Origin of the sequence: Streptomyces sp. NPDC051740 (assembly GCF_044453165.1) — a bacterium.
In the GTDB taxonomy this organism is placed as follows: Bacteria; Actinomycetota; Actinomycetes; order Streptomycetales; family Streptomycetaceae; genus Streptomyces; species Streptomyces atrovirens.
Map to the genome: position 1 here is coordinate 554,715 of NZ_JBITCL010000001.1, position 25,905 is coordinate 580,619.

28 protein-coding genes, 1 pseudogene and 1 riboswitch are annotated in these 25,905 nt (G+C 72.3%); of the genes and pseudogenes, 11 read left to right on the forward strand and 18 right to left on the reverse strand.

The window, feature by feature from the left end; genetic code table 11:
• Positions 1 to 6: 6 nt before the first annotated feature.
• The 6 genes from ACIA6T_RS02610 to ACIA6T_RS02635 form a co-directional block, all read right to left on the reverse strand.
• The gene (locus ACIA6T_RS02610) at positions 7 to 954 is read right to left on the reverse strand and encodes a hypothetical protein (protein WP_399444713.1); all 948 of its coding nucleotides are present in this window, start codon (positions 952 to 954) and stop codon (positions 7 to 9) included.
• A gap of 56 nt (positions 955 to 1,010) precedes the next feature.
• Positions 1,011 to 1,934 (reverse strand): methylenetetrahydrofolate reductase [NAD(P)H], encoded by a 924-nt coding sequence (gene metF, locus ACIA6T_RS02615; protein WP_399444714.1) that lies wholly within the window; start codon positions 1,932 to 1,934, stop codon positions 1,011 to 1,013.
• Between the two features lie 107 nt (positions 1,935 to 2,041).
• Complete coding sequence (thiE, locus tag ACIA6T_RS02620) at positions 2,042 to 2,773, reverse strand: thiamine phosphate synthase (protein WP_399444715.1); 732 nt, start codon at positions 2,771 to 2,773, stop codon at positions 2,042 to 2,044.
• Positions 2,774 to 3,283: 510 nt separating this feature from the next.
• Positions 3,284 to 3,649, reverse strand: coding sequence for an Rv2175c family DNA-binding protein (locus ACIA6T_RS02625; protein ID WP_399444716.1), 366 nt, complete (start codon positions 3,647 to 3,649; stop codon positions 3,284 to 3,286).
• A gap of 77 nt (positions 3,650 to 3,726) precedes the next feature.
• Positions 3,727 to 4,968, reverse strand: a complete 1,242-nt coding sequence (locus tag ACIA6T_RS02630; protein WP_399444717.1) for an NAD(P)/FAD-dependent oxidoreductase — start codon at positions 4,966 to 4,968, stop codon at positions 3,727 to 3,729.
• 32 nt (positions 4,969 to 5,000) lie between these two features.
• The gene (locus tag ACIA6T_RS02635) at positions 5,001 to 5,339 is read right to left on the reverse strand and encodes a hypothetical protein (RefSeq protein WP_399444718.1); all 339 of its coding nucleotides are present in this window, start codon (positions 5,337 to 5,339) and stop codon (positions 5,001 to 5,003) included.
• A 43-nt stretch (positions 5,340 to 5,382) separates the two neighbouring features.
• A riboswitch (TPP riboswitch) is annotated at positions 5,383 to 5,494 on the forward strand.
• On the opposite strand from ACIA6T_RS02635, the gene thiO reads away from it, so the two are divergent.
• From thiO to ACIA6T_RS02660, 5 genes are all read left to right on the forward strand, one after another.
• Complete coding sequence (thiO, locus tag ACIA6T_RS02640) at positions 5,492 to 6,658, forward strand: glycine oxidase ThiO (RefSeq protein ID WP_399444719.1); 1,167 nt, start codon at positions 5,492 to 5,494, stop codon at positions 6,656 to 6,658. It overlaps the preceding riboswitch by 3 nt.
• Positions 6,655 to 6,855 carry a sulfur carrier protein ThiS gene (gene thiS, locus ACIA6T_RS02645; RefSeq protein WP_399444720.1) on the forward strand — a complete coding sequence of 67 codons (201 nt, stop codon included), beginning with the start codon at positions 6,655 to 6,657 and terminating at the stop codon, positions 6,853 to 6,855. Before thiO ends, thiS begins: the two co-directional genes overlap by 4 nt.
• Positions 6,856 to 6,857: 2 nt before the next feature.
• Positions 6,858 to 7,655, forward strand: coding sequence for a thiazole synthase (locus ACIA6T_RS02650; RefSeq protein ID WP_385053980.1), 798 nt, complete (start codon positions 6,858 to 6,860; stop codon positions 7,653 to 7,655).
• A gap of 226 nt (positions 7,656 to 7,881) precedes the next feature.
• Positions 7,882 to 9,843 (forward strand): Stk1 family PASTA domain-containing Ser/Thr kinase, encoded by a 1,962-nt coding sequence (gene pknB, locus ACIA6T_RS02655; RefSeq protein ID WP_399444721.1) that lies wholly within the window; start codon positions 7,882 to 7,884, stop codon positions 9,841 to 9,843.
• Positions 9,844 to 9,877: 34 nt separating this feature from the next.
• Positions 9,878 to 10,756, forward strand: coding sequence for a deoxyribonuclease IV (locus ACIA6T_RS02660; RefSeq protein ID WP_399444722.1), 879 nt, complete (start codon positions 9,878 to 9,880; stop codon positions 10,754 to 10,756).
• Positions 10,757 to 10,769: 13 nt separating this feature from the next.
• Here ACIA6T_RS02660 and ACIA6T_RS02665 read toward each other — a convergent pair whose 3' ends face one another.
• Positions 10,770 to 11,417: a sulfite oxidase-like oxidoreductase gene (locus tag ACIA6T_RS02665; RefSeq protein ID WP_399444723.1), complete on the reverse strand. Its 648-nt coding sequence runs from the start codon at positions 11,415 to 11,417 to the stop codon at positions 10,770 to 10,772.
• A gap of 184 nt (positions 11,418 to 11,601) precedes the next feature.
• Here ACIA6T_RS02665 and bfr point away from each other — a divergent pair, with 184 nt between their 5' ends.
• Entirely contained in the window at positions 11,602 to 12,120 is a 519-nt protein-coding gene (bfr, locus tag ACIA6T_RS02670; RefSeq protein ID WP_399444724.1) for a bacterioferritin, read from the forward strand.
• An 8-nt stretch (positions 12,121 to 12,128) separates the two neighbouring features.
• Here the strand turns inward: bfr and ACIA6T_RS02675 are convergent, their stop codons facing one another.
• Complete coding sequence (locus ACIA6T_RS02675) at positions 12,129 to 12,365, reverse strand: bacterioferritin-associated ferredoxin (protein ID WP_399444725.1); 237 nt, start codon at positions 12,363 to 12,365, stop codon at positions 12,129 to 12,131.
• Between the two features lie 153 nt (positions 12,366 to 12,518).
• On the reverse strand, positions 12,519 to 13,871 hold the full coding sequence (locus ACIA6T_RS02680; protein WP_399444726.1) for a class II 3-deoxy-7-phosphoheptulonate synthase: 1,353 nt from the start codon (positions 13,869 to 13,871) through the stop codon (positions 12,519 to 12,521).
• A gap of 96 nt (positions 13,872 to 13,967) precedes the next feature.
• On the opposite strand from ACIA6T_RS02680, the gene ACIA6T_RS02685 reads away from it, so the two are divergent.
• Together ACIA6T_RS02685 and ACIA6T_RS02690 are read left to right on the forward strand one after the other, a co-directional pair.
• Positions 13,968 to 14,024, forward strand: coding sequence for a trp operon leader peptide (locus ACIA6T_RS02685; RefSeq protein ID WP_399444813.1), 57 nt, complete (start codon positions 13,968 to 13,970; stop codon positions 14,022 to 14,024).
• A 107-nt stretch (positions 14,025 to 14,131) separates the two neighbouring features.
• Positions 14,132 to 16,021 carry an anthranilate synthase family protein gene (locus tag ACIA6T_RS02690; protein ID WP_399444727.1) on the forward strand — a complete coding sequence of 630 codons (1,890 nt, stop codon included), beginning with the start codon at positions 14,132 to 14,134 and terminating at the stop codon, positions 16,019 to 16,021.
• Here the strand turns inward: ACIA6T_RS02690 and ACIA6T_RS02695 are convergent.
• From ACIA6T_RS02695 to ACIA6T_RS02710, 4 genes are all read right to left on the reverse strand, one after another.
• Positions 15,973 to 16,968 carry a 2-hydroxyacid dehydrogenase gene (locus ACIA6T_RS02695; RefSeq protein ID WP_399444814.1) on the reverse strand — a complete coding sequence of 332 codons (996 nt, stop codon included), beginning with the start codon at positions 16,966 to 16,968 and terminating at the stop codon, positions 15,973 to 15,975. The genes ACIA6T_RS02690 and ACIA6T_RS02695 overlap by 49 nt on opposite strands.
• Positions 16,969 to 17,048: 80 nt before the next feature.
• Positions 17,049 to 17,741 (reverse strand): response regulator, encoded by a 693-nt coding sequence (locus tag ACIA6T_RS02700; RefSeq protein ID WP_399444728.1) that lies wholly within the window; start codon positions 17,739 to 17,741, stop codon positions 17,049 to 17,051.
• Positions 17,738 to 18,976: a MacS family sensor histidine kinase gene (gene macS / locus ACIA6T_RS02705; protein ID WP_399444729.1), complete on the reverse strand. Its 1,239-nt coding sequence runs from the start codon at positions 18,974 to 18,976 to the stop codon at positions 17,738 to 17,740. The genes ACIA6T_RS02700 and macS overlap by 4 nt, the downstream gene beginning before the upstream one ends.
• A gap of 51 nt (positions 18,977 to 19,027) precedes the next feature.
• Positions 19,028 to 19,810, reverse strand: a complete 783-nt coding sequence (locus ACIA6T_RS02710) for a lysophospholipid acyltransferase family protein (RefSeq protein ID WP_399444815.1) — start codon at positions 19,808 to 19,810, stop codon at positions 19,028 to 19,030.
• A 180-nt stretch (positions 19,811 to 19,990) separates the two neighbouring features.
• Here ACIA6T_RS02710 and ACIA6T_RS02715 point away from each other — a divergent pair, with 180 nt between their 5' ends.
• Both ACIA6T_RS02715 and ACIA6T_RS02720 read left to right on the forward strand, forming a co-directional pair.
• Positions 19,991 to 20,788: an alpha/beta hydrolase gene (locus tag ACIA6T_RS02715; RefSeq protein WP_399444730.1), complete on the forward strand. Its 798-nt coding sequence runs from the start codon at positions 19,991 to 19,993 to the stop codon at positions 20,786 to 20,788.
• A complete protein-coding gene (locus tag ACIA6T_RS02720) occupies positions 20,781 to 21,449 on the forward strand; it encodes a hypothetical protein (protein WP_399444731.1) in 669 nt (222 codons plus the stop codon). Before ACIA6T_RS02715 ends, ACIA6T_RS02720 begins: the two co-directional genes overlap by 8 nt.
• A gap of 27 nt (positions 21,450 to 21,476) precedes the next feature.
• Here ACIA6T_RS02720 and ACIA6T_RS02725 read toward each other — a convergent pair whose 3' ends face one another.
• The 3 genes and pseudogenes from ACIA6T_RS02725 to ACIA6T_RS02735 form a co-directional block, all read right to left on the reverse strand.
• Positions 21,477 to 22,232, reverse strand: a complete 756-nt coding sequence (locus tag ACIA6T_RS02725) for an endonuclease/exonuclease/phosphatase family protein (RefSeq protein ID WP_399444732.1) — start codon at positions 22,230 to 22,232, stop codon at positions 21,477 to 21,479.
• Between the two features lie 39 nt (positions 22,233 to 22,271).
• Positions 22,272 to 22,457 carry a DUF397 domain-containing protein gene (locus ACIA6T_RS02730; protein ID WP_399444733.1) on the reverse strand — a complete coding sequence of 62 codons (186 nt, stop codon included), beginning with the start codon at positions 22,455 to 22,457 and terminating at the stop codon, positions 22,272 to 22,274.
• A pseudogene (locus tag ACIA6T_RS02735) lies at positions 22,454 to 22,552 on the reverse strand (transcriptional regulator); the annotation flags it as partial. The pseudogene ACIA6T_RS02735 and the gene ACIA6T_RS02730, both read right to left, overlap by 4 nt.
• Positions 22,553 to 22,602: 50 nt before the next feature.
• Here ACIA6T_RS02735 and ACIA6T_RS02740 point away from each other — a divergent pair.
• The gene (locus tag ACIA6T_RS02740) at positions 22,603 to 24,006 is read left to right on the forward strand and encodes an FG-GAP repeat domain-containing protein (RefSeq protein ID WP_399444734.1); all 1,404 of its coding nucleotides are present in this window, start codon (positions 22,603 to 22,605) and stop codon (positions 24,004 to 24,006) included.
• A 293-nt stretch (positions 24,007 to 24,299) separates the two neighbouring features.
• On the opposite strand, the gene ACIA6T_RS02745 is transcribed toward ACIA6T_RS02740, so the two are convergent.
• Positions 24,300 to 25,253, reverse strand: coding sequence for an ROK family glucokinase (locus ACIA6T_RS02745; protein WP_030859055.1), 954 nt, complete (start codon positions 25,251 to 25,253; stop codon positions 24,300 to 24,302).
• A 126-nt stretch (positions 25,254 to 25,379) separates the two neighbouring features.
• Entirely contained in the window at positions 25,380 to 25,898 is a 519-nt protein-coding gene (locus tag ACIA6T_RS02750) for a DUF5304 domain-containing protein (RefSeq protein ID WP_399444735.1), read from the reverse strand.
• Positions 25,899 to 25,905: the final 7 nt, after the last annotated feature.

Sequence of the window (25,905 nt, forward strand, 5' to 3'; positions counted from 1 at the left end):
GCGCGCTCAGTAGCGGTACTGCTCGTCGTACCCGGTGCCGTTGCCGTGCGTCTGTCCGTCGCCCTGGTACGGGTGCTGCTGCTCGGGCGGGAGTTCACCGCCGTACGGGTCGTCGGCGCTGCGCTGCTGCGGGACCCACAGGCCGCCGGCCGGGGTCTCGCCGCCGTGGCCCTGCTGGGCGTACGGGTCCTGCCCGTAGCCCTGCTGGGGATACTGCTGCGGGTCGGCGTAGCCGGTGTCGTACGAGGTGTCCCCGTAGGCCGAGTTGCCGATGTACGGGTCGGAGTAGGCCGCGTACTGCTGCTGGCCCGTGGCGTCGTAGTCCTGCTGCTGACCGTAACCGGAGTAGTCGTAGGCGTAGTTGGGGTCGGCGCCCGGGGCCGCCGCCGCGTACTGGTCCTGGGCCGGGGCCGTGTACCCGGTGTCGCCGCCGTAGACGCCGTAGGAGCCGGTGTCGTCGGGCATGGGCTGCGGCTCGTAGACGGCGGTGGTCCCGTCGGCCGCCGACTGGTCGGGGCGGGCGGCGGGGGTGAACACGTCGTCGCGGTCGTAGTCGTCGTCCGCGTGGTGGCCGGCCCGGTCGCGGGGGGCGTCGCTCTCGGCGCCGTAGCCGGCGCCGGACGCCTCCAGGTCGGAGACCTCCAGGGTCGGCTCCTGGCGCCCGCGGCCGCCGCGGCGGCCCTTGGCTGCGGCCAGCACCGGCGCGTTGACCGCCCAGCCGGCCGCGAAGCCGCGGCGGAACGACAGGGTCACATAGGTCTGGCCGACCGCGAAGGCCGCGGCGCCCAGCCCGATGACGACCACGGACGGGATCAGCACGCCGAGCACGACGCCGAGGAAGCCGGCGAAGGCGAGCAGCCGCCAGCGCAGGCGCGCCTTGTACTGCAGCAGCACCTCACCGAGCAACCACAGCGCGACGACGCCGAACGCGATGTAGAGGACCGCCCAGCCCATGTACGCCCCTCTCCCAGTGGTCGCTACTCAGTGTGTCGTATATGAGTGCGACCGGTCTAGGCCCGCGGTGGGTGGTGCAGGCCCAGGTTCTCGTAGATTTCCAGGGTCGCCGTGGAGTTGTTGAGCGTGATGAAGTGCAGTCCGGGCACTCCCTCGGCCAGCAGCCGGGCGCAGAACTCCGTGGCGAACTCGATACCGATCGAGCGTACCGCCGCCGGATCGTCCTTCGCTGCGAGGATCCGCTCTTTGAGGGCCTCCGGGAACACGGCGTTACTGAGCTTTGGCAACCTCTCCAGCATCTTCACGCTGGTCACCGGCATGACCTCGGGAATCACCGGGGTCTCGCAGCCCGCCGCGTGGACTCGGTCACGCAGCCGCAGATAGGACTCGGGCTGGAAGAACATCTGGGTGATCGCGTAGTCGGCGCCGGCCCGGCACTTGTCGACGAAGCGGGCGACGTCGGTGTCCCAGTCGGCCGAGCGCGGGTGCATCTCCGGGAAGGCGGCGACGCCGACGCAGAAGTCGCCCGACTCCTTGATGAGCTGGACGAGTTCGGCGGCGTAGGTCAGCCCCTGCGGGTGCGGCACCCAGTCGCCCATCGGGTCGCCGGGCGGGTCGCCGCGCACGGCGAGCATGTTGCGGATCCCCGCGTCGGCGTACTGGCCGATGATGTTGCGCAGTTCGGCGATGGAGTGGTCGACCGCGGTGAGGTGGGCGACCGGGGTGAGGGTGGTGTCGGCGACGATCTGCTGGGTCTCCTTGACCGTGCCGGCGCGCGTGGAGCCGCCCGCGCCGTAGGTCACGGAGACGAAGTCCGGCGCGACCGCCTCGACCCTGCGCAGCGCGCTCCACAGGTTCCGCTCGCCCTTGGGGGTCTTCGGCGCCGAGAACTCGAACGAGTACGTCGTCTTGCCGGCGGCGAGCATGTCACGCACGGTGCGTGCGCGGTCAGTCCTGGTGGATGCGGTTCCGAGGGCCATACCGGCAGGTTAGCCAGGGGGCGGCGGTCCCCCAACCGGATGCGGGATATTTGTCTGAAATGCCGACTTGTTGTCCACCCCTTGGACAAACCTGAGACGCGCGGGGGTCATCCGGCGTCCGAGGGCGCCGCCTGCCGCAGCCGCTTCGTGAACTCGGCCGCCGCCGCGCCCGGGTCGTCCGCCTCGGTGACGGCCCGTACCACGACGACCCGGCGGGCACCGGCGTCCAGCACCTCGTCGAGGTTGCCGAGGTCGACGCCGCCGATGGCGAACCAGGGGCGCTCGGTGCCCAGGGCGGCGGTGTACCGGACGAGGTCCAGGCCGGGGGCGTGGCGGCCGGGCTTGGTGGGGGTGGGCCAGCAGGGGCCGGTGCAGAAGTAGTCCACGCCGGGCTGGACGGCCGCCGCGGCGGCCTCGGACCCGGCGTGCGTGGAGCGGCCGATCAGGACGTCGTCGCCGAGGATCGCGCGGGCGGCGGGGACGGGCAGGTCGCCCTGACCGAGGTGGAGGACATCGGCTCCGGCAGCGTGGGCGACGTCCGCGCGGTCGTTGACCGCGAGCAGCTTGCCGTGCCGGGCGCAGGCGTCGGCGAGGACCGCCAGGTGCTCCAGTTCCTCGCCGGCCTCCATGCCCTTGTCCCGCAGCTGCACGATGTCGACCCCGCCGGCCAGGACCGCGTCCAGGAACTCCGGAAGATCGCCCTGCCGCCTGCGGGCGTCGGTGCACAGATAGAGCCGGGCGTCGGCGAGCCGGGCGCGAGCGGTGGCGGTCACAGAAGGGTCCCCCAGGGTGTCGGCGGCGTACGGACCCGGCGGGCCCGGTATGTCACGGGCGCACATCCCCGGCCGTCACGGGCCGACGGAGCACACACCGCAACGGACCCTATGCCGCCACGCCGACGACCGCGAGACACCCCTCACCGACCACCGCACCGCCCCGGACACCACGAGCCGCCCACACCCGGCACTCGGGGCGGCCCCGCCCGGAATCCCGGTGGCCGCGGACTGGCGAACGCCTCCGCGCGGACGAGAGACTGCCCCCGCGTCACGCGGCCGGCCCACCGCCCGGTGCGGCCCCGCCCGGAATCCCGGTGGTCGCGGCCCGGCGGACACCTCCGTGCGGGCGCGAGGCCGTCCCCGCGTCACGCGGCCGGCCCACCGCCCGATGCGGCCCCGCCCGGAATCCCGGTGGTCGCGGCCCGGCGGACACTTCCGTGCGGGCGCGAGGCCGTCCCCGCGTCACGCGGCCGGCCCACCGCCCGCCCCGGGCTCCGTACCGGCACGGGTTCCCGCGGCCGGGGCTCGCCGCCCCGGCCGGTGGTGTTCGGATCGCGGACGGTCAGGGCCGGGTCAGACCGCGAGCGCCTGGGCCCGGCGCTTCACCTCCGTGCCACGGTTCTCGCCGAGTGCCTGGGCGGGCGTGCCCGGCAGGGAGGGGTCGGGGGTGAAGAGCCATTCCAGCATCTCTTCGTCCGTGAAGCCGTCGTCCCGCAGGAGCGTCAGGGTCCCGGTCAGGCCCTTGACGACCTTGTCCCCGTCGATGAAGGCGGCGGGCACGTGCAGCGCGCGGTTCTCACCTCGGCGTACGGCGATGAGCTGGCCCTCCTTGACCAGCTGCCGGACGCGCGTCACCTCGACACCGAACATTTCGGCGATGTCGGGCAGGGTGAGCCAGGCGGGGACGAGAGCATCGATCTTTGCGTCAATCTCGGTCACGGGACAAGCCTGCCATCTGCCACTGACAGTCGGAAGTCAGCCCCGCCCACCTGGGCGGACGCGCCGGGCCGGGAGCATCACACCGTCGCCGACTTCAGGGGCCGCGCCGGGTCCGCCAGCAGCTCCGCGTCCATCGCCGTGCCCGCCTCGATCAGCCGGCGCCCCTGCGTCAGGTCCCGGGGCCGTCCCACCGCGAGCAGCGCCACCAGGCGGGACTCCCGCAGCCAGCAGACGCTCCACGCCGCCTCGGCGGGGTCCCCGCGCCACACCGTCCGGTCGGCGTCCGCGTGATGTCCCGCGTACTGCACGAAGCGCCCGAACTGCTCGGACCAGAAGTACGGCACCGGGTCGTAGACCACCGGCTCCCGGCCGGTGGCCGCGCCGAGGATGTTCACGGCGACCGTGCGCGGCCCCTGGAGGGCGTTGTCCCAGTGGTGGACCAGCAGGCGCTCGCCGTAGCGCCCGGACGGGAAGGACGCGCAGTCGCCGACCGCGTACACGTCCGGCAGGGAGGTCGTCAGATGGTGGTCGGCGACGACCTCCCCGTGCGCCCCGAGCCCGATCCCGGAGCCCGCCAGCCAGCCGGTGGCGGGCCGGGCCCCGATGCCGACGACCACGGCGCCCGCGGGCAGCCGCGTGCCGTCGTCCAGGACCGCGGCGCCGGGTTCGACGCGCTCCACGCGCGCGTGCGTGCGCAGCGTGACGCCCGCCTCGGCGTACCAGGCGGCCATCGGGGCGGCCACCTCGGCGGGCAGCGCCTCGACGAGCGGCCGCTCCCCCGCCTCCACGACGGTGACCGCGCAGCCCGCCTCGCGGGCCGCCGTGGCGAACTCCGCGCCGATCCAGCCGGCGCCGACCACCACGATGTCGTGCTGCCGCGCGAGCACCGGCCGCAGCCGCGCGGCGTCGTCCAGGGTGCGCAGCAGATGCACGCCGGGCACGCCCTCCGCGCCCGGCAGCCGGACCGGTTCCGCACCGGTGGCGACCACCAGGACGTCGTACGGGACGGGCCCCTTCTCCGTGTCCAGTTCGTGGTCGGCGGGGCGCAGGCCGAGCACCTCGCAGCCGAGCCGCAGTTCGATGCCGGCGTCCTCGAAGTCGACGTCGAAGGCGGAGTCCTCGGCCTTGCCGAGCAGCACCGCCTTCGACAACGGCGGCCTGTCATACGGCTGGTGGGGTTCCGCGCCGATCAGGGTCACGGTGCCGGTGAAGCCCTGCTCCCGCAGGGCGAGGGCGGTCTGCACACCGGCCATGCCCGCGCCCGCCACCACCACCCGCCGCGGCTCGGACCGTCCCGGTCCCTGCGTCTGCTCGCTCACCCGATCACCTTAGACACCTGACGCGGCGTCGATCAGCCGAGCTGTTCCACCACGCTCGTCCCGCTGCCCGGCTGCGACTCCCACTGCCAGTCCTCCTCCAGTCGTACCCGTCCGTCGGGCAGTTCCACGACCGTCGACACGCAGTGCCCGGAGGAGGTCGTGCCGTCCCGCTTGAGCTGCACGTACCGGAAGTCCAGCCGGTCCCCCGCGCGGGTGCCCACCAGGTGTCCGCGTACGACGTCGCCGCCCGCGTACTCGGCCCAGATCTCGCCGCCCCGCTCGTGGTAGGTGAACCGGGTGCGGGTGCCGACCTGGCCGGGGGCCTGGTCGGCCACGGGGGCGAGGACGAGTCCGTCGAGCGAGCGGGCCACGGTAGAGGCTCCCTTACAAGTGCGTTGCTAGGGTGGCCAACGTACAAGCACTCGCGGGAGCCCGGACGCACCGGGCTGAGAGGGAGGCTGGCGGCCTCCGACCGTACGAACCTGATCCGGGTCATGCCGGCGAAGGGAGGGGCTGGACGCCCATGTCGCCCACGCGTACCTCAGACGTCCTCGTCGTCGGGGGCGGAATCATCGGTCTGGTCACGGCCTGGCGGGCCGCGCAGCGCGGTCTCGCCACGGCCGTGGTGGACCCCGAGCCGGGCGGCGGCGCCGCCCGGGTGGCCGCCGGGATGCTGGCCGCCGTCACGGAACTGCACTACGGCGAGGAGACCCTGCTCGGTCTGAACCTCGCCTCCGCGCGGCGCTATCCCGGCTTCGCGGCCGAACTGACCGAGCTGACCGGCCACGACCTCGGCTACCGCGCGTGCGGCACGCTCGCCGTGGCACTGGACGCCGACGACCGCGCCCACCTGCGGGAACTGCACGCCCTGCAGCAGCGGTCGGGGCTGGACTCGCAGTGGCTGTCCGGGCGGGACTGCCGGCGCCTGGAGCCGATGCTCGCGCCGGGGGTGCGCGGCGGCCTGCGGGTGGACGGCGACCACCAGATCGACCCCCGGCGGCTGGCGGCCGCGCTGGTCACCGCCTGTGAGCGCGCGGGCGTGACCGTCCACCGCGCGCGGGCCGAGCGGCTCGTCGTCGCGGGAGACCGTGCGACGGGCGTGGCCACGGCCGACGGCACCGAGCTGGGCGCCGGGCGGGTGGTGCTCGCCGCGGGCAGCCTCAGCGGACGGCTCGCGGGCGTCCCGGCGGACGTGCTGCCTCCCGTGCGCCCCGTGAAGGGGCAGGTGGTGCGGCTGACGATGCCCGCGCGGCACGGCCCCTTCCTGAACCGGACCGTGCGGGCCGTGGTGCGCGGCAGCCATGTCTACCTGGTGCCGCGCGAGAACGGCGAGCTGGTGATCGGGGCGACCAGCGAGGAGATGGGCTGGGACACCACCGTGACCGCGGGCGGCGTGTACGAGCTGCTGCGCGACGCCCACGAGCTGGTCCCCGGCATCACCGAGCTGCCGCTGACCGAGACCCGGGCCGGACTGCGCCCCGCCTCCCCCGACAACGCGCCGCTGCTCGGCCCGACGGAGCTCGAGGGGCTGCTGCTCGCCACCGGCCACTACCGCAACGGTGTCCTGCTGACGCCGGTCACCGGCGACGCCATGGCGGAGGTCCTGACCACCGGCGCCCTGCCGGAGGTGGCCCGCCCCTTCACCCCCCGGCGCTTCGGCGCCGCCGTCCGCACGGAGCAGCCCGTATGAACATCTCGGTCAACGGGGAGCGCCGGGAGTTCGCGCCCGGCACGGCTCTCGACCTCGTCGTGAGGTCGCTCACCGCGGCCCCCTCGGGGGTGGCCGCCGCCCTCAACGAAACCGTCGTCCCGCGCGCGCAGTGGCCCGCCACTCCCCTCTGCGAGGGTGACCGCGTGGAAGTCCTGACCGCCGTCCAGGGAGGCTGACCATGGCCGACGATCCGTTCCTCCTCGGTGGTACGTCCTTCACGTCCCGCCTGATCATGGGCACCGGCGGGGCGCCGAGCCTCGACGTGCTGGAGCGGGCGCTGGTGGCGTCCGGGACGGAGCTGACGACCGTCGCGATGCGGCGGGTGGACCCCTCGGTGCACGGGTCCGTGCTGTCGGTGCTGGAGAGGCTGGGCATCCGGGTGCTGCCGAACACGGCGGGGTGCTTCACCGCCGGGGAGGCCGTGCTCACCGCGCGGCTCGCGCGGGAGGCGCTCGGCACGGACCTGGTCAAGCTGGAGGTCATCGCCGACGAGCGGACGCTGCTGCCGGACCCGATCGAGCTGCTGGACGCGGCGGAGACGCTGGTCGACGACGGGTTCACGGTGCTGCCGTACACGAACGACGATCCGGTGCTGGCGCGGAAGCTGGAGGAGGTGGGGTGTGCGGCGATCATGCCGCTGGGGTCGCCGATCGGGTCGGGGCTGGGGATCCGGAATCCGCACAACTTCGAGCTGATCGTGGAGCGGGCGGGGGTGCCGGTGATCCTCGACGCGGGGGCCGGGACCGCGTCCGATGTGGCGTTGGCGATGGAGCTGGGGTGTGCGGGGGTGATGCTGGCGTCGGCGGTCACCCGGGCGCAGGCGCCGGTGGTGATGGCTTCCGCCATGCGGTGTGCGGTGGAGGCGGGGCGGTTGGCCCGGCTGGCGGGGCGGATTCCTCGGCGGTGGTTCGCCGCCGAGGCGTCGTCTCCTGCGGAGGGCATGGCTGTGCTGGATCCGGAGCGGCCCGCGTTTTGACGGTGCCGGGGCTGCAGCTGGGCGGGGGCGGGTTTCGCTTGCCGGCGCTTGCAGGGTGCCGCCGCGCCCACCCGTGCCGCCCCAGCGGCACGATTGCCCGCAGTTACGGCGGCGGGGTGTCCGCAGTTGCGGCGGCGGGGTTGTCCGCAGCTGCGCACGTCACAGGTCCGCTTCAACGGGGGATGAACGGGTCGGGGGTGTCGGTGGGGGCTCGTAGACTCGGGGCGTGGATACGACCCTTCAGGACCCCCTGGTCGGGCAGGTGCTCGACGGCCGGTATCGCGTCGAGGCGCGGATCGCGGTCGGCGGGATGGCCACGGTCTACCGGGCCGTGGACACCCGTCTGGACCGCATCCTCGCGCTCAAGGTGATGCACCCCTCCCTCGCGGCCGACGGCTCGTTCGTCGAGCGGTTCATCCGCGAGGCGAAGTCGGTCGCCCGGCTGGCCCACCCGAACGTGGTGCAGGTCTTCGACCAGGGCACCGACGGGGCGTACGTCTATCTGGCGATGGAGTACATCGCCGGCTGCACCCTGCGCGACGTGCTGCGCGAGCGCGGTGCGCTCCAGCCGCACGCCGCGCTGGACATCCTGGAGCCGGTGCTGGCCGCGCTCGGCGCCGCGCACCGGGCCGGGTTCGTGCACCGGGACATGAAGCCCGAGAACGTGTTGATAGGGGACGACGGCCGGGTCAAGGTCGCCGACTTCGGGCTGGTCCGCGCCGTGGACTCGGTGACGAACACCACGGGCACCGTGCTGGGCACGGTCTCGTACCTGGCCCCCGAGCAGATCGAGAACGGCGTCGCCGACCCCCGCGTGGACGTCTACGCCTGCGGCATCCTGCTCTACGAGATGCTGACCGGCGAGAAGCCGCACGACGGCGACTCCCCCGCGATCGTGCTCTACAAGCACCTGCACGACGACGTGCCGGCCCCGTCGGCCGCCGTGCCCGGCATGGCGGCCGAGCTGGACGAGCTGGTCGCGTCGGCTACCGCCCGCGACCCCGGGATCCGCCCGCACGACGCGGTGGCGCTGCTCGCGCTGGTCCGCGCGGGGCGCGGCCGGCTCACCGCCGAGCAGCTCGACGCGGTGCCGCCGCAGGCGCTGGCCTCGGAGCACGACAACGCCGAGGACCGTACGAGCGTCATCCCGCGCTCGCTCGGTTCCCCCACGCTCGGCTTCGCTCGCGCGGGGGGACCCCCATCCCGCCCACTGCCCGTCAACGAGGACGAGCCCGCGGACCCCCCGCACCACACCAGCCGGTTCCAGTCCCCGCCGCCGCTGCCGCCCCGGCGCCGGACGGCGCTGCGGCGCGGACCGATGGCGATCGTCGTGGCCGTGCTCCTGGTCCTCGGGGTCGGCACAGGGATCTGGTACATCAACTCCGGCCAGTTCACCAAGGTCCCGCCGCTGCTGGGGAAGACCGAGCAGGAGGCCAGGGACCGGCTGACGGACGCCGGGCTGGACACCGGCCAGGTGGAGGAGGCGTACAGCGACACCGTGGAGCGGGGCACGGTGATCAGCACCGACCCGAAGGCGGGCGCCCGCGTCCGCGGCAGCGACTCGGTGTCGCTGACCCTCTCCAAGGGCCCGCAGACCGTGCGGGTGCCCGACCTAGACGGCTACCCGCTGGACAAGGCGCGGGACCTGCTGAAGGACGACGGTCTGGAGCCCGGCATGGTGACCCGGGAGTTCAGCGACTCCGTGGAGCGGGGCTCGGTGATCTCCACGGAGCCGGGCAAGGGCACGAAGGTCCGCGCGGACTCGGCGGTGGCACTGACCGTGAGCAAGGGCAGCCCGGTGGACGTGCCGGACGTGACCGGCGACGACGCGGAGGACGCCCGCGCGGAGCTGGAGGAGGCCGGTCTCAAGGTGAAGATCGCCGCCGGGCGGGTCAACTCCGAGCACGACGCCGGTCAGGTGGCCCGGCAGACCCCGGGCGCGGGGCGGCAGGCCGCCGAGGGCGACACCGTGACGCTGACGCTGTCCAAGGGTCCCGAGATGATCGAGGTTCCGGACGTGGTCGGCGACAGCGTGGACGAGGCCAAGCGGAAGCTGAAGGACGCCGGGTTCGACGTGGACGAGGACCGCGGGCTGCTCGGACTCTTCGGCGACACCGTCAAGGGCCAGTCCGTGGACGGCGGGGACACCGCGCCCAAGGGCTCGACGATAACCATCGAGATCCGCTGACCGACGGGACCGGCGCACGTGACACCCTTGACGGGTGAAGAGTCACCTGTCCGGTCCCGCCCGCAACCCGGTCGGCGGCCATGTCCCCGTGGCCGGCGGTCTGCACTCCGTCGGCCTGTCCTACGCCCGTGAGCTGAACGCCGAGACGGTGCAGGTCTTCGTCGCCAATCCGCGCGGCTGGGCCACCCCGGCCGGCAACCCCCGGCAGGACGAGGCGTTCCGCGCGGCCTGTGCGGCCGGTTCGATCCCTGCGTACGTGCACGCCCCGTACCTGATCAACTTCGGGTCCCACACCGAGGCGACCGTCGAGCGGTCCGTGGAGTCGCTGCGGCACTCGCTGCGGCGCGGCCGGGAGATCGGCGCGCTGGGCGTGGTGGTGCACACGGGCAGCGCGACCGGCGGGCGGGAGCGGGCGGTGGCGCTGCGGCAGGTGCGGGAGCACATGCTGCCGCTGCTCGACGAGCTCACCCATGACGACGACCCGTTCCTGCTGCTGGAGTCCACGGCGGGACAGGGCTCCTCGCTGTGTTCACGGACCTGGGACTTCGGGCCGTACTTCGAGGCGCTGGACGCCCATCCGAAGCTGGGCGTCTGCCTGGACACCTGCCACATCTTCGCGGCCGGCCACGACCTGGCCGGGCCGAGCGGGATGCACCGGACGCTGGATCTGCTGGTGGACACCGTCGGCGAGGGCCGGCTGAAGCTGATCCACGCCAATGACTCCAAGGACGTGGTCGGCGCACACAAGGACCGGCACGCGAACATCGGCGCCGGACACATCGGCGAGGACCCGTTCCGGGCGCTGATGACGCACCCGGCGACCGAGGGCGTACCGCTGGTCATCGAGACGCCCGGCGGCAAGGAGGGACACGCCGCGGACGTGGAGCGGCTGAAGAAGCTCCGGGACGCCTGAGACCGTACGACTGTCAGAGCTCGGGCCCGTCCCCGGGCCCCTCCTGGTAGGAGTAGCGCTGCTCCGTCCAGGGGTCGCCGACGTTGTGGTAGCCGCGCTCCTCCCAGAAGCCCCGGCGGTCGGCGGTCATGTACTCCACACCGCGCACCCATTTGGGGCCCTTCCAGGCGTACAGATGGGGGACGATCAGCCGCAGCGGGAAGCCGTGCTCGGCGGTGAGCAGCTCGCCGTCCTTGTGGGTGGCGAAGAGGGCGCGCTCGGAGGTGAAGTCGGCCAGCCGGAGGTTGGAGCTGAAGCCGTACTCCGCCCAGACCATCACATGGGTGACGTCCGGCGCGGGCGGGGCGATGTCCACGACGGTGCGCGCCGGGATCCCGCCCCACTCGGCGCCGACCATGCTGAACTTGGTGACGCAGTGCAGGTCGGCCTCGACGGTGGTGTACGGCAGGGCCGTGAACTCCTCGTGGTTCCAGCAGTGCTTCGCACCGTCGGCGGTGGCGCCGAAGACCCGGAACTCCCAGCGTTCGGGCCGGAACTTGGGGACCGGCCCGTAGTGCGTGACCGGCCAGCCCTTCTGCAGCCGCTGACCCGGCGGGAGCTCGAACCGCTCCGCTCCTTCTGCTGCGCGCTCCCCCGATTCGCGTTCCGCCGGCTGACCCATGCCTCCATCCTGACAGACCGGTGGTGATGCCCCTGAACCGGGCCCGGCAGATTCGGTCAAACAGGTACACAACCTGCCAGGCATGGACCTACTTACTAAGTCAGTACTTACTGGACGATCTTCTCCGCCGGTGCAATCATGCGCCCCAACCTGCCAGTTCCCCCGCGCGGAAGGAGCCCATGCGATGCAGGGCGACCCCGAGGTCATCGAATTCCTGAACGAGCAGCTGACCGCCGAGCTCACGGCGATCAACCAGTACTTCCTGCACTCGAAGCTGCAGGACCACAAGGGCTGGACGAAACTCGCCGAGTACACGCGCGCCGAGTCCTTCGACGAGATGCGTCACGCCGAGGTGCTCACCGACCGCATCCTGCTGCTCGACGGCCTGCCGAACTACCAGCGGCTGTTCCACGTCCGGGTCGGGCAGACCGTCACCGAGATGTTCCAGGCCGACCGGGAGATCGAGCTGGAGGCGATCGACCGGCTGCGCCGCGGGGTGGAGGTCATGCGCAACAAGGGCGACATCACGTCGGCCAACGTCTTCGAGGCGATCCTGGCCGACGAGGAGCACCACATCGACTACCTGGAGACCCAGCTCGACCTGATCGAGAAACTGGGCGAGTCGCTGTACCTGTCGACGGTCGTCGAGCAGTCCCAGCCCGACTCGTCGGGCCCGGGGACGAGCGGCTTCTCGACCCGCTAGGGCAGGTCCTACGCGGCTTCCGGGAGCTTCGCCGTGAGCGGCGGCTCGCCCTGGTCGACGAGCTGCCGGCGCGGACAGGAGCCGCGGCCGAGCAGTGCCTGGATGCGCCGTACGCAGCCGCCGCAGTCGGTGCCGGCCTTGCAGGCGGAGGCGATCTGCCGAGGTGTGCACGCTCCGGCGTCCGCGTGACTCCTCACCTGTTCCTCGGTCACACCGAAGCAACTGCAGACGAACACGCGGTTCACCTCCCGGGAGGACACTGGGTCGAGCCGTCCCGACCCCTGGCCGGTGAGGCTAACCTAACCTTACCTGTCGCCCGAAGGGCAAAGAAGTGGGGTGGGGCGCGATCCTGTGTGATACACGCCCCACCCCTCAGCCGGTGTCACCGGCCGCGCCGGCTACTGGTCGCGGTACATCTCCGCGACGAGGAACGCCAGGTCCAGCGACTGGCTGCGGTTGAGCCGCGGGTCGCAGGCCGTCTCGTAGCGCTGGTGCAGATCGTCGACGAAGATCTCGTCGCCGCCGCCCACGCACTCGGTGACGTCGTCACCGGTGAGCTCCACGTGGATGCCGCCCGGGTGGGTGCCGAGCCCCTTGTGGACCTCGAAGAAGCCCTTGACCTCGTCGAGCACGTCGTCGAAGCGGCGGGTCTTGTGCCCGGAGGCCGCCTCGAAGGTGTTGCCGTGCATCGGGTCGGTCACCCAGGCCACGGTGGCGCCGGACGCGGTGACCTTCTCGACCAGCTCGGGGAGCTTGTCGCGGACCTTGTCCGCGCCCATCCGGACGATGAAGGTCAGCCGGCCGGGCTCCCGCTCGGGGTCGAGGCGCTCGATGTACTGCAGCGCCTCCTCGGCCGTGGTGCTCGGGCCGAGCTTGATGCCGATCGGGTTGCGGATCCTCGAGGCGAACTCGATGTGCGCGTGGTCCAGCTGCCGGGTGCGCTCACCGATCCACACCATGTGCCCGGAGACGTCGTACAGCTGCCCGGTGCGCGAGTCGACGCGGGTGAGCGCCGACTCGTAGTCGAGCAGCAGCGCCTCGTGCGAGGAGAAGAACTCGACGGTCTTGAACTCCTCCGGGTCGGTGCCGCAGGCCCGCATGAAGTTCAGCGCGTTGTCGATCTCCCGGGCGAGCTGCTCGTAGCGCTGGCCGGACGGCGACGACTTCACGAAGTCCTGGTTCCAGGCGTGCACCTGGCGCAGGTCGGCGTAGCCGCCGGTGGTGAAGGCGCGCACCAGGTTCAGCGTGGACGCCGAGGCGTGGTACATGCGCTTCAGCCGCTCGGGGTCCGGGATCCGGGCCTCTTCGGTGAAGTCGAAGCCGTTGACGGAGTCGCCCCGGTAGGTGGGCAGCGTCACGCCGTCGCGGGTCTCGGTCGGCTTGGAGCGCGGCTTGGAGTACTGGCCGGCGATCCGTCCGACCTTCACGACCGGCACCGAGGCGGCGTACGTGAGCACGGCGCCCATCTGGAGGAGGGTCTTGAGCTTGTTGCGGATGTGGTCGGCGGACACGGCGTCGAAGGCCTCGGCGCAGTCGCCGCCCTGGAGGAGGAACGCCTCTCCCTTGGCGACGGACGCCATCCGGGCGCGCAGCTGGTCGCACTCGCCCGCGAAGACGAGCGGCGGATACGACTCGAGGTCCGCGATCACTGCGCGCAGAGCCTCGGTGTCGGGGTACTCGGGCTGCTGCGCCGCGGGCAGGTCTCGCCAGGTGTTGCCAGCGCTCGGGCTGGTCTTAGCGTTCACGGTCACGCCCTCAACACTACGGGGTGCTCTCGCCGCCTCCGGGCCGTGCCCAGAAAGTGAGACACGCGATACGTTCCGTGGACATGGGGTAGGGTGCGTCACATGTTCGCGCACTCGACCCGGAACTGGTGGTGGCCCGCTTCTCCGGCGGCCCACTGACTGCGCGTACGCACAGACTTCGCGAAGGCCGCCCGAGGGGCGGCCTTCGGTGTTTCCCGGGGCCGTTCCTCACGCTCACGACAGCGACGAAACGAGGAAGGCCCATCATGGACCTGGCACAGCTCCCGCACGACGACCGCCCCTTCGCCCTGCTGCGCCGCCGCACGCCGGGCCGCTCCATCGACAACAGCGACGTGGTCGAGCTGCTGATCGGCCCGGTCGGCACCCGTGACCTGCTGGCCGACCTGCCCGACGAGTGCCTGGCGGTCGTCCCCTTCCGGCAGATCCGCGAGCGCGGCTTCGACGTCCGTGACGACGGCACCCCGCTGCTGGTGCTGACGCCCGAGGAGCGGTACGAGATCCCGCTCGCCGAGGCCCTCGACCGGCTCCCCGCGCACGACGTCCGGGTGGAGGGCGGCGGCTTCGACGTCGGCGACGAGGAGTACGCGCGGATCGTCGGGCGCGTCCTGGACGAGGAGATCGGGCGGGGCGAGGGCGCCAACTTCGTGATCCGGCGGACGTACGAGGGTGAGATCCCCGGGTTCGGACGGGCCGACGCGCTCGCGCTGTTCCGGCGCCTCCTCGAAGGCGAGCGGGGCGCTTACTGGACGTTCGTCGTGCACACCGGGGACCGGACGCTGGTCGGGGCCAGCCCCGAGGTGCACGTCCGGGCGTCGGGCGGGACGGTCGTGATGAACCCGATCAGCGGCACCTACCGCTATCCCGCCGAGGGGCCGACCCCCGAGCACCTGCTGGAGTTCCTCGCCGACGGCAAGGAGATCGAGGAGCTGTCGATGGTCGTCGACGAGGAGCTCAAGATGATGTGCACCGTCGGCGACATGGGCGGGGTCGTGGTCGGGCCCCGGCTGAAGGAGATGGCGCACCTCGCGCACACCGAGTACGAGCTGCGCGGCCGGTCCTCGCTGGATGTGCGCGAGGTGCTGAAGGAGACCATGTTCGCGGCGACCGTCACCGGCTCGCCGGTGCAGAACGCCTGCCGGGTGATCGAACGGCACGAGGTCGGCGGGCGCCGCTACTACGCGGGCGCCCTCGCCCTCATCGGCCGCGACGAGGGCGGCGCCCAGACGCTGGACTCCCCCATCCTGATCCGCACGGCCGACATCGACGCGGCCGGCGGGCTGCGGGTGCCGGTCGGGGCCACGCTGGTGCGCGGCTCGGACCCGGCGGGCGAGGTCGCGGAGACCCACGCCAAGGCGGCCGGGGTGCTGGCCGCGCTGGGCGTGCGCCCGGGACGGCCGCGCGAGGAGTCCGTACGGCCGAAGCTGGCCGACGACCCCCGGGTGCGGGCGGCGCTGGACGGACGGCGGGCCTCCCTGGCGCCGTTCTGGCTGCGGATGCAGGAGCGGTCGGACGAGCTGACCGGGCACGCCCTGGTCGTCGACGGGGAGGACACCTTCACCGCGATGCTCGCCCATGTGCTCCGCGCCGCCGGGCTGGACGTGACCGTCCGCCGGTACGACGAACCGGGACTGCGGGAGGCGGTGCTCGGGCACGAGGGACCGCTGGTGCTGGGCCCCGGACCGGGCGACCCGTCCGACACGGCCGACCCGAAGATGCGGTTCCTGCGCGCCCTGACCGCCGAGGTGATCAGGGAGAACCGGCACGGCGTCCTCGGGGTCTGCCTCGGCCACGAGCTGATCGCGGCCGAGCTGGGCCTGGAGACCGTGCGCAAGGAGGTGCCGTACCAGGGGGCGCAGACGGAGATCGACCTGTTCGGGCGGCCGGAGACGGTCGGCTTCTACAACAGCTTCGTGGCGCACTGCGACGAGGACACCGCGCGGGAGCTGGCCGCGCACGGTGTCGAGGTGAGCCGTGCCGCGAACGGCGAGGTGCACGCGCTCAGAGGGCCGGGCTTCGCCGGGCTGCAGTTCCACCCCGAGTCGGTGCTGACCCTCAACGGCACGGCGATCGTCCGGGAGCTGGCGGGTCAGCTCCGGGGCACCAGCACGTTCGCGGAGCGGCGGCCGGCGGTGTAGTCGAGGACGTTGTTCACCGTGGTCTCGACGATCTGCCCGACGGCGTCCACGGTGTAGTACGCCTGGTGGGAGGTGACCAGGACGTTCGGGAACGTGACGAGGCGGGCCAGGGTGTCGTCGTCGACGGCCTCCAGGGACTTGTCGAGGAAGAACAGTCCCGCCTCCGCCTCGTACACGTCCAGGCCGACGCCCGTGAAGCGGCCCTCGCGCAGCTCGGCGACGAGGGCCGCGGTGTCGATGAGGCCGCCCCGGCTGGAGTTCACCAGGATCGCGTCGTCCCGCATGGCCTTCAGGGCGTCGGCGTCGATGAGGTGCTCGGTCGTGGGCAGCAGCGGGACGTGCAGGCTGATCAGGTCGGACTCGGCGAGGAGCTGTTCCTTGGTGACGTAGGTCATGCCGAGCTCGCGGCAGGCGGGGTTCTCGTGGACGTCCCAGCCGAGCAGCCGCATGCCGAAGCCGTGGGCGATCCGGGCGAACGCCTCGCCGATCTTCCCGGTGCCGAGGATCCCGGCGGTGCGGCCGTGCAGGTCGCGGCCCATCAGTCCGTCGAGCCGGAAGTCGAAGTCGCGGGTGCGGATGGAGGCGCGGACGATCCGGCGGTTGACGGCCATGGCGAGCGTCCAGGCGAACTCGGCGACCGAGTACGGCGAGTAGGACGACACCCGGGCGATCGTGAGGCCGAGCCGTTCGGCGACCTCCAGGTCGATGTTGTTGAAGCCGGTGGAGCGCTGGGCGACCATCCGGGTGCCGCCCGCCGCGAGGTCGGAGAGCACCTCGGCGCCGAGGTCGCAGTTGACGCTGGTGGAGATGATCTCGTGGCCCGCGGCGATGGGGGCGGTGTCCGCGTTGAGGAAGACGTCGAGGCCGCGCACCTCGTGATGTCCGGCGAAGGCCCGCTCGACCAGGGGCTTCTCGTCGGCCTGCACTCCGAACGCCAGGATCTCCACGGTTCCCTCCGGGGGTTGTGTCGCCGTACGGGCGAATATACGGGTGTCCACGAGCCGCTCGGGGCAGGCGCGGGGGCGGTCTACTCGTCGTCGAGGCCGCGCTCTATGGCGTAGCGGACGAGTTCGACGCGGTTGTGCAGTTGCAGCTTGCCGAGGGTGTTCTGCACGTGGTTCTGCACGGTGCGGTGGGAGATGACGAGCCGTTCGGCGATCTGCTTGTAGCTGAGGCCCTTGGCGACCAGGCGCAGCACCTCGGTCTCACGGTCGGTCAGCCGGGGCGCGCCCGGTTCGCCGTCGGCGGGGACGGGTCCGGCCGGTTCGGAGGCGAGGCGGCGGTACTCGCCGAGGACCAGTCCGGCCAGGCCCGGGGTGAACACCGGGTCGCCGACGGCCGTACGGCGCACCGCGTCCCGCAGCTCCTCGGTGGAGGCGGACTTCAGCAGATAGCCGGTGGCGCCGGACTTGACGGCCTCCAGGACGTCGGCGTGCTCGCCGCTCGCCGAGAGCACCAGCACCCGGACGGCGGGGTTCGCGGCGACGACCTCCTTGCAGACCTGGACGCCGGGCTTGCCGGGCAGGTTCAGGTCGAGGACGAGGACGTCGGGTGTGACGGCCTTGGCGCGGCGCACCGCCTGGTCGCCGTCGCCGGCGGTGGCGACGACCTCGAAGCCGGACTCGGACAGGTCGCGGGCGACGGCGTCGCGCCACATGGGGTGGTCGTCGACCACCATGACCTTGATCGGGCCCTCGCGTTCCCCTGTGCTGTCCGTCATCGCCGTTCCGCCTTCCCCCGCGGGTCGTCCGCTTCCCGCTTGTCCTTGGGCACCTTCAGTTCGACCTCCGTGCCCTGCCCCGGCACCGAGATCAGTTCCGCGCTGCCGCCGAGGTCGCGCAGCCGGCCCCGGATGGACAGGGCCACGCCGAGCCGGCCCTCGCCCTCGGCCTGGGCGAGCCGGCCCTCGGGGATGCCGGGTCCGTCGTCGCGGACGGTGACGATCACCTCGTCCGGTTCGTCCTCGACCAGGATCCAGGCGCGCGCCCGCCCCCCGGCGTGCTTGCGGACGTTGTCCAGGGCGGCCCCGACGGCGGCGGCGACCTCCCGCGCGGCGACCGGTGCGAGCCGGACCGGCGCTCCGGGCTCGGCGAGGCTGACCAGGGAGCCGGCGTAGGGGGCGAGCAGGGTGCGCAGGTCGACCGGCCCGTCGTCCCCGGTGTCGTCCTCGTCCACGGCCCGTACGACGGCGCCCTCGGCGGCGTCCTCCGAGGCCCGGGAGACGGGGACGAGCCCGCCGGAGACCAGGGTGCGCAGGGCGATCTCCTGCTCCCCGGCCAGCCGGCCCAGTTCGGCCGCCTCACCCCCGATGACCGCGCCCCGGCGCTGCACCATGGCCAGCACCTGGAGCACGCTGTCGTGGATGTCCCGCGCGAGGCGCTCCCGCTCCCTGGTCGCGGCCTCGATCTCCAGGGCGCGGGCGAGGGTGCGCTCGGAGGCGCGGGCGACCTCGACGACGTAGCCGATGGCGATCGAGGCGACCCACACCAGGATCACGTTGTGCACGGTGTCGCGGGCGGGGTTGCCGCGTTCGACGAGGTTGGCGGCGGCGACGAGGGTGGAGGCGAGGGCCGCCCAGCGCCAGCCGCCCTTGATGGCGAACGCGAGCACCGATCCGGCGGTCCAGATGGACGGCAGCGTCGGGCCGCCCTCCTGGACGCGCTCGGGGGCGTCGGCGAGGGGCGTGAGCAGGATGCCGACGAGCGCGATGGTCAGGTCGGCGGTGAGGAAGCGCTTGGTGCAGGCGGCGGCACTCGCGGTCCTGGGCAGGGTGGCCAGGGTCCACACCGCGAGGACGGCGAAGTAGCCGACGGCCAGCCAGGGGCGGGGGAACTCCTCGTAGGCGGTGGCGAACAGGCCGATCGCGTACACGAGGGTGAGGACCCGGTAGCCGGTGAGGGCACGCCACAGCGGCTGCTCGACCGACATGCGCATGACTCGCTCGCGCCTGGCCATGTCCCCCACTCCCCCTCCGCGCCCCGTCCGGGGGCCGGGCCGTCGCCCGTTCTACTGCTCCTGGCCGTCCTGCTCCATCGCGGCCTTCAGCTTCTCCGCCTGTTCCTTCTCCGCGCGGGCGAGCGCGGCCTTCGCCGCCTTCTCCGCGTCCTTCTCGGCCTTGGCCGCCTCCGAGAGCTGCCGCTTCATGGCGGTGGCGTACATGTCGACGTACTCCTGGCCGGACAGCTTCATGATCTCGTACATGACCTCGTCGGTCACCGCGCGGAGCACGAAGCGGTCGTGCTCCATGCCCTGGTAGCGACTGAAGTCCAGCGGCCTGCCGATCCGTATGCCGGGCCGCATCAGCTTCGGCACGACCTGACCGGGAGGCTGGATCTTCTCCGTGTCGATCATGGCGACCGGGATCACGGGCGCCCCGGTGGCCAGCGCCACGCGCGCGAGGCCGCCCGGCTTGCCCCGGTAGAGGCGGCCGTCGGGCGAGCGGGTGCCCTCCGGGTAGATGCCGAACAGCTCGCCGCGCTCGATGACCTCGATGCCGCTCCTGATCGCGGCCTCGCCCGCGCCGCGCGCGCCGGAGCGGTCCACCGGGAGCTGGCCCACGCCCTTGAAGAAGGCGGCCGTCAGCCGGCCCTTCACGCCCGGCGTGGTGAAGTACTCGGCCTTGGCGATGAAGGTGACCTTGCGGTCCAGTACGGCCGGCAGGAAGAAGGAGTCGGAGAACGACAGGTGGTTGCTGGCCAGGATGGCGGGGCCCTCGGCGGGGATGTTCTCCAGGCCCTCCACCCAGGGCCTGAAGGCGAGCTTCAGCGGCCCTCCGATGGCGACCTTCATCGTGCCGTACAACAACCGAGTGCCTCCTGTGCGTGTTCGTCAGACCATATCCCGGAGTGCGGCCGAAGGCCTCGACGGCCCTGGTCGGTGTCAGTGCGGTCGCGTACGGTGAAGGTCCTGCAACCCGTGTGCGGCGCCTGCCGCGATCATCGTGACCTTCCTACGAACAGGAGGCCGAAGGTGCCGCTCCTGACCGGAGCCGAGCCGTTCCGCCACGAGGGCGGGGAGACCGCCGTCCTCCTCTGCCACGGCTTCACCGGTTCACCGCAGTCGCTGCGCCCCTGGGCGAAGCACCTCGCCGCTCGCGGCCTGACCGTGTCGCTGCCGCTGCTGCCCGGCCACGGCACCCGCTGGCAGGACCTCTCGGTCACCGGCTGGCAGGACTGGTACGCGGAGGTGGACCGCGAGCTGCGACTGCTGCGGGACCACCACGAGCGGGTGTTCGTCGCCGGTCTGTCGATGGGCGGCGCGCTGGCGCTGCGGCTGGCCGCGCTCCACGGCGACGCGGTGAGCGGGGTGGTGGTCGTCAACCCGGCGAACAAGGTGCACGGGGTGGCCGCGCACGCCCTTCCGGTGCTGCGTCATCTCGTCCCCGCCACGAAGGGCATCGCGAGCGACATCGCGAAGCCGCTGGGCAGGGAGCTCGGGTACGACCGGGTGCCGCTGCACGCGGCGCACTCCCTGCGGAACTTCTTCCGGCTCGTCGACGGCGAGCTGCCCCGGGTCACCCGGCCGCTGCTCCTGCTGCGCAGCCCGCAGGACCATGTGGTGCCGCCCGCGGACTCGGCGCGGATCCTCGGCCGTGTGTCGTCGACGGACGTCACGGAGATCCTGCTGGAACAGAGTTACCACGTGGCGACGTTGGACCACGACGCGGAGCGGATCTTCCAGGAGAGCACCGCGTTCATCGGCCGGCTCGCACCCGGCGCCGTCAAGGAGCCCGGTCTCGGCAAGGAAGGGACGACCGCAGGTGGCTGAGCACGACTCGGACCGCGAGGACCGCGAGGACCGTGAAGGCCGCGAGGACCGTGAAGGCCGCGAGGACCGTGAAGGCCGCGAGGACCGTGAAGGCCGCGAGGACCGTGAAGGCCGCGAGCCGGAGGAGAAGGGGGTCCCCTTCGACGAGACCGCCGCGTGGGAGGCGATCGTCGCCGGGTACGGCGAGGAGCCGCCGGACCCGCCGGGCGCCAAGCCGTTCAAGTCCGTCGAGGACCTGGCGCTGCTGGAGCCCGAGACGAACGAGGGCGAGGTGGAGGCCAAGGCTCCCCGGAAGGCCGAGGACAAGCCGGCCAAGCCGCTGGGCGGCTCCGTCTCCTTCGCCCCCGGCGTCGGCGGCCCGCGCGACTACAGCGTGCGGGAGCCGTCGGACGACGACCTCGACGAGACCGACGAGGGCCACTTCGTCCCGCCGGAGCCGCCCCCGCTGCCGGACGCCGACGTCACGTCGAAGTTCGCCTGGCTGGGAGTGCTCGGCGGCCCGATCCTGCTCCTGCTGGCGATCCTGCTCGGCTGGGAGATGACCTGGTGGCTGACCACCCTGTGCATCGGCGGCTTCCTGGGCGGCTTCGCCACACTGGTGACGCGCATGCGCACGGACGACGAGGACGACGACGATCCGGGGCGGGGCGCGGTGGTCTGACCGCTTCCACGCGGCGGGAACCCTGCTCTACGCGGCGGGAATCCGGAGGGCGGCCAGGACCGGAAGGTGGTCCGTGGCCGCCCTCAGGTCCGCCGCGCTCACCCCGGGCTGTTCGAGCGGAACCCCGCAGCCCAGCACCTCGACGCCCTTGGTGACGAAGAGCGCGTCGATCCGCCGCCGCGGTTCGTCACGGACCCAGGTGTGCTCACCGCCCCAGGGAGCGGCGGCCCAGCAGTCGGTGAGCGACTCGGCCAGCCGCCGGAAGGTCCGTCCGTCCGGCCGCTCGTTCACGTCCCCGCCCGCGACCGCGTGCTCGACACCCATCCTGGCGAGCCGGTCCAGGAGCATGCCGCCCTGCTCGTACCGCTCGTCCTTCCGCAAGGACAGGTGACAGCTCAGCACGCCGATCCGGGCACCCCCGAACCGTACGACGGCGGTGGCGAACCCACGCCGGTGCTGCCCGGGCGTGAGCGGCAGCAGCACGTCCTCGGTGCGCTCCACGGTCGCCCGCAGCGAGCACAGCATCGCGGGCCCGGCGGCCGTGGCACCCCCGGAGAGGACGACGAGGCCCGTCTCCGAGGCGAGCCGGGCCAGTTTCTTGCGCCAGCGGAAGAACCGCGGCGCCTCCTGGAGCAGGACGAGATCGGGAGCGCAGGCGCTGATCACCCGCGCGAGGGCACCGGTGTCGTCGCGCAGCGAACGGATGTTGTAGCTCAGCACCCGGATGACGGCCGAACCGTCGGACCCGGTCCGGGAGTCGGGCAGCAGCGGAGTCGTCGCCATGCGGATCAAGATACGCCGACCGGCGCGGCGTGACGCGGGTCAGCGCTCCACGCGGTCCAGGAAGTCCTGCCACGCGGCCGAGGAGACGGCGAACCGCGGCCCGTCCCGCGTCTTGGAGTCACGCACGTGCACGGCGCCGACCGCGAAGGCCACCTCCACGCAGTCGTCGCCCTCGGACCCGCTGTAGCTGCTCTTGAACCAGTCCAGCTCGCTGTAGGTGCTCACAGCGCTCCTCGCATCCGCTGCAACAACTCCACCGAGTCCGCCGGGGACAAGGCCTGTGAGCGCATCTTGGCACAGCGCATCTGCATGACGCTCACTGTGGCGCACCGGCTACGGCGACAACAAGATTCTCGACAAGAACGTCACGGTGACCAGCACCGGCAAGGCGTCGGCCACGGTCTCCCAAACGGCGCTCACCAACGGTTACCAATACTCCTGGCGGGTCCGCGCGATCGACTCCACCGGCGCGGCGTCCTCCTACGCGCCCACCTCCGACCCCAAGGTGTGCCGGTTCGTCTTCGACAGCAGCAAGCCCAACGAGCCGATCGTGACGTCCACCGACTTCCCGGCGGCCGACGAGGACGGCTCGGTCTGGTCCGAGGTGAAGTACGGCACGGCGGGCAAGTTCACCTTCGCGCCGGACGAGGACACCGACATCACCACATTCGAGTGGTCGTTCAACACCACGTCGTACGCCAGCAGCAAGACCGTCACCGCGGGCACGTCGTACACCGCGTCGCTGACCCCGCTCACCGCCGGCCCGAACGTGCTGTACGTACGGGCCGTGGACAGCGCGGGCAACCCGTCACTCGGCACCGAGTACCTCTTCTACGTCACCCCGCGCGACTCCGCCGACAAACCCGGCGACACCACCGGTGACGGCATCCCGGACCTGTACGCGATCAGTTCGGGCGGCAACCTGCTGATGTACCCGTCCACCAAGGCCGGTGACCTGCACACCGGCATGGAGGCCGGCCAGGACGACGGCGTCGGCCTGCTCTCCGACCCGGACGGCGACGGCGACGACCACATGCCTGGCTACTGGAAGGGCACCGACGGCAAACCCGCCCTGATCGCGCACGGTGGTGACGCGCTCGCGGGCGACGGGGTCGGCGACCTGTTCGCCCGGATGCCCGACGGCGAGCTGTACGTGTACCCCGGCGACGGATACGGCGGTGTGGACATCTCCCGGCGCAGCACCGTCCGGCTGCCGTCCGGCTCGCCCGACCCGGCGCTGTTCGACCAGATCATCGTGGGCGACTACGACTCAGACGGCCGTGCCGACCTGCTCGCCACCGGGACCAGCGGTGAGCTGTGGGCCTTCGAGGGGTACACCGGCGCGACCTTCCTGACGGTCACCAAGATCGCCTCGACGGCGTGGCTGGAGCGTGACCTGGTCTCGGTCGGCGACCACGACAAGGACGGCGCCCCCGACCTGCTGTGGCGCTCCGGCGCCTCGGACCGCCTCTACCTGCGATACGGCGTCGCGGACAGCGCGGGCGGCTCCACCATCGCCTCCCTGGCCACCGCGGCGGCGTCCAGGACCGGCGCCGACGAGGTCTACGCCGAGGGCTGGTCACCCACCACCGTGCCCGCCACCCACCTGCGGGGCACCCCGGACGTCACCGGTGACGGCATCCCCGACATCTGGGCGCTGGGCAGCACCGGCGACGTGTACTTCCACAAGGGCGGCGCGTCGACGATCGGCACCGGGACGGCGGTCATCACCCGCACCAGCGAGTGGGCGACGACGAAGCTGACGTTCGGGTAGGGACCGCGCACGGTGTCCGGGGCGGGAGGAACCACTTCCCGCCCCGCCCGCATGTGTTCTCCGGTTCCTCAGGAGAAGGGCGAGGACGGAGGTGGGGGGATCCGTGCCGCTTACTTACGTCAACGTGACACCGGCAGCGGGCTACGAGGTCAAGCTCTCCAGGGCGGACCCTGCGCCGTCCGGTCGGCCGTCGGTGTCCAGCGCGTCGCGGTCCGCTGCTCATTACCCGAGACGGCTGCGCCCGCCGTCCCCGGAAGGGGCCAGGCGGGCGCTGCCGTGCACGTGGAGGGGTGTCACATGACCGGGTCGGGCTCCCGGGCCAGGTCCGCCGCGCCCACCAGGCCCGCCTTGTTGCCGAGCTGGGCGCCGAGGACGTCGGCGACCGGGCGCCAGTTGCCGCCGACCAGCCAGCGCTTGTAGGACTTGCGGATCGGGCCGAGGACCAGTTCGCCCTCGTCGGAGAGGCCGCCGCCGACGATGAACGCGGAGGGGTCGAAGAGGGAGGCCAGGTCGGCGAGGCCGGCGCCGACCCAGCGGGCCAGCTCGCGGTAGGAGTCGACGGCCACCCGGTCGCCCTGGCGGGCGGCCATGGAGACGTGCTTGCCCTCGATGCCCTCGGGGGTGCCGTTGCCGAGGGAGAGCAGGGTCTCGGCGTTCTCGGGGGTGGCGTTGGCGCGCTGCTTGGCGTAGCGGACGAGGGCGCGGCCGGAGGCGTACTGCTCCCAGCAGCCCTGCGAGCCGCAGCCGCACAGCAGGCCGTCCGGCACCATGCGGATGTGGCCGAACTCGGCGGCCACGCCGAAGTGGCCGCGGCGCAGCTTGTTGCCGATGATCACACCGCCGCCGAGACCGGTGCCGAGCGTGATGCAGATGACGTTGCGGTGGCCCTTGCCCGCGCCGAACTTGTACTCGCCCCAGGCGGCGGCGTTGGCGTCGTTCTCCACGACGACCGGGAGACCCGTGCGGGCCTCGACCTTCTCCTTGAGCGGCTCGTTGCGCCAGTCGATGTTGGGCGCGAAGTACACCGTCGAACGCTGGCGGTTGACGTACCCGGCCGCACCGATGCCCACGCCGACGATCTCGTGCCCCGCGCGCGCTCCCTCCACCGCGGAGGCGATGGCGTCCACGATGCCCTCGGGCGTACCCGGGGTCGGCACCTTGTGGGTCGAGAGGATGTTGCCTTCCTCGTCGACCACGCCGGCCGCGATCTTCGTGCCGCCGATGTCGACGCCGATGGTGAGTCCCATGAATCCCTCAGTTTCGGTCGAGCCCCGCTACCGCCAACGGTACCCGAGGCGCTGCCGTCGGGGCCCCGGCGTCCGTACGGTGAGCGGTCCGGCGGGGATCATGGGCGCCCTGCCGAGGGCCCCGCGTCAGTCCAGGTCGATGCGTTCGCCGGGGCCGGTGCCGGGGTCGTCGCCCCGGTCGCGGCGCTCGTCGAGGTCGCGGGGGTCGGACTCGCGGGCGGTCCAGCGGCGTTCCTGGTCCTGTACGGCGGAGCGGTAGGCGGCGAGGAGTTCGCCGCCGGCGGCGGCGAGGTGGTCGAAGACGTCGGGGTTGCGTTCGATGACGGGTTCGACGGCGGCCTTGGCCTGCTGGACGACCTGCCGCACCACCTGCTGCGCGGCGGGTCCGGCGACCGCGCCGAACAGCGGGGACTGCAGACCGGAGAGCTTGTCGGCGACCGCGTCGACGAGCTTCTTCAGCTCCTCGGCGGCGGAGCCGGGGGTCGGTCCGTACTGTGCGCGGCGGCGGGCCTTCTCCGCCTCGAGGTCCTCGGCGGCGGCGGTCGCCCAGGCGTCTGCGTGGGTTTCGGCCGCCCGTACGTCGTCCACCGGCTTGTCGACGATCTCGTCCCCGGCGTCGTCGGACGGGGGGAGCTGTTCGCTCATGACGGAC

Bases quoted from the DNA above. Each gene is read 5' to 3' on its own strand.
- ACIA6T_RS02610 (WP_399444713.1), bottom strand. From the start codon at position 954: ATGGGCTGGGCGGTCCTCTACATCGCGTTCGGCGTCGTCGCGCTGTGG.
- metF (WP_399444714.1), bottom strand. From the start codon at position 1,934: ATGGCCCTCGGAACCGCATCCACCAGGACTGACCGCGCACGCACCGTG.
- thiE (WP_399444715.1), bottom strand. From the start codon at position 2,773: ATGTGCGCCCGTGACATACCGGGCCCGCCGGGTCCGTACGCCGCCGAC.
- thiO (WP_399444719.1), top strand. From the start codon at position 5,492: ATGTCGCCCACGCGTACCTCAGACGTCCTCGTCGTCGGGGGCGGAATC.
- thiS (WP_399444720.1), top strand. From the start codon at position 6,655: ATGAACATCTCGGTCAACGGGGAGCGCCGGGAGTTCGCGCCCGGCACG.
- ACIA6T_RS02650 (WP_385053980.1), top strand. From the start codon at position 6,858: ATGGCCGACGATCCGTTCCTCCTCGGTGGTACGTCCTTCACGTCCCGC.
- ACIA6T_RS02665 (WP_399444723.1), bottom strand. From the start codon at position 11,417: ATGGGTCAGCCGGCGGAACGCGAATCGGGGGAGCGCGCAGCAGAAGGA.
- bfr (WP_399444724.1), top strand. From the start codon at position 11,602: ATGCAGGGCGACCCCGAGGTCATCGAATTCCTGAACGAGCAGCTGACC.
- ACIA6T_RS02690 (WP_399444727.1), top strand. From the start codon at position 14,132: ATGGACCTGGCACAGCTCCCGCACGACGACCGCCCCTTCGCCCTGCTG.
- ACIA6T_RS02700 (WP_399444728.1), bottom strand. From the start codon at position 17,741: ATGACGGACAGCACAGGGGAACGCGAGGGCCCGATCAAGGTCATGGTG.
- macS (WP_399444729.1), bottom strand. From the start codon at position 18,976: ATGGCCAGGCGCGAGCGAGTCATGCGCATGTCGGTCGAGCAGCCGCTG.
- ACIA6T_RS02710 (WP_399444815.1), bottom strand. From the start codon at position 19,810: ATGAAGGTCGCCATCGGAGGGCCGCTGAAGCTCGCCTTCAGGCCCTGG.
- ACIA6T_RS02725 (WP_399444732.1), bottom strand. From the start codon at position 22,232: ATGGCGACGACTCCGCTGCTGCCCGACTCCCGGACCGGGTCCGACGGT.
- ACIA6T_RS02745 (WP_030859055.1), bottom strand. From the start codon at position 25,253: ATGGGACTCACCATCGGCGTCGACATCGGCGGCACGAAGATCGCGGCC.
- ACIA6T_RS02750 (WP_399444735.1), bottom strand. From the start codon at position 25,898: ATGAGCGAACAGCTCCCCCCGTCCGACGACGCCGGGGACGAGATCGTC.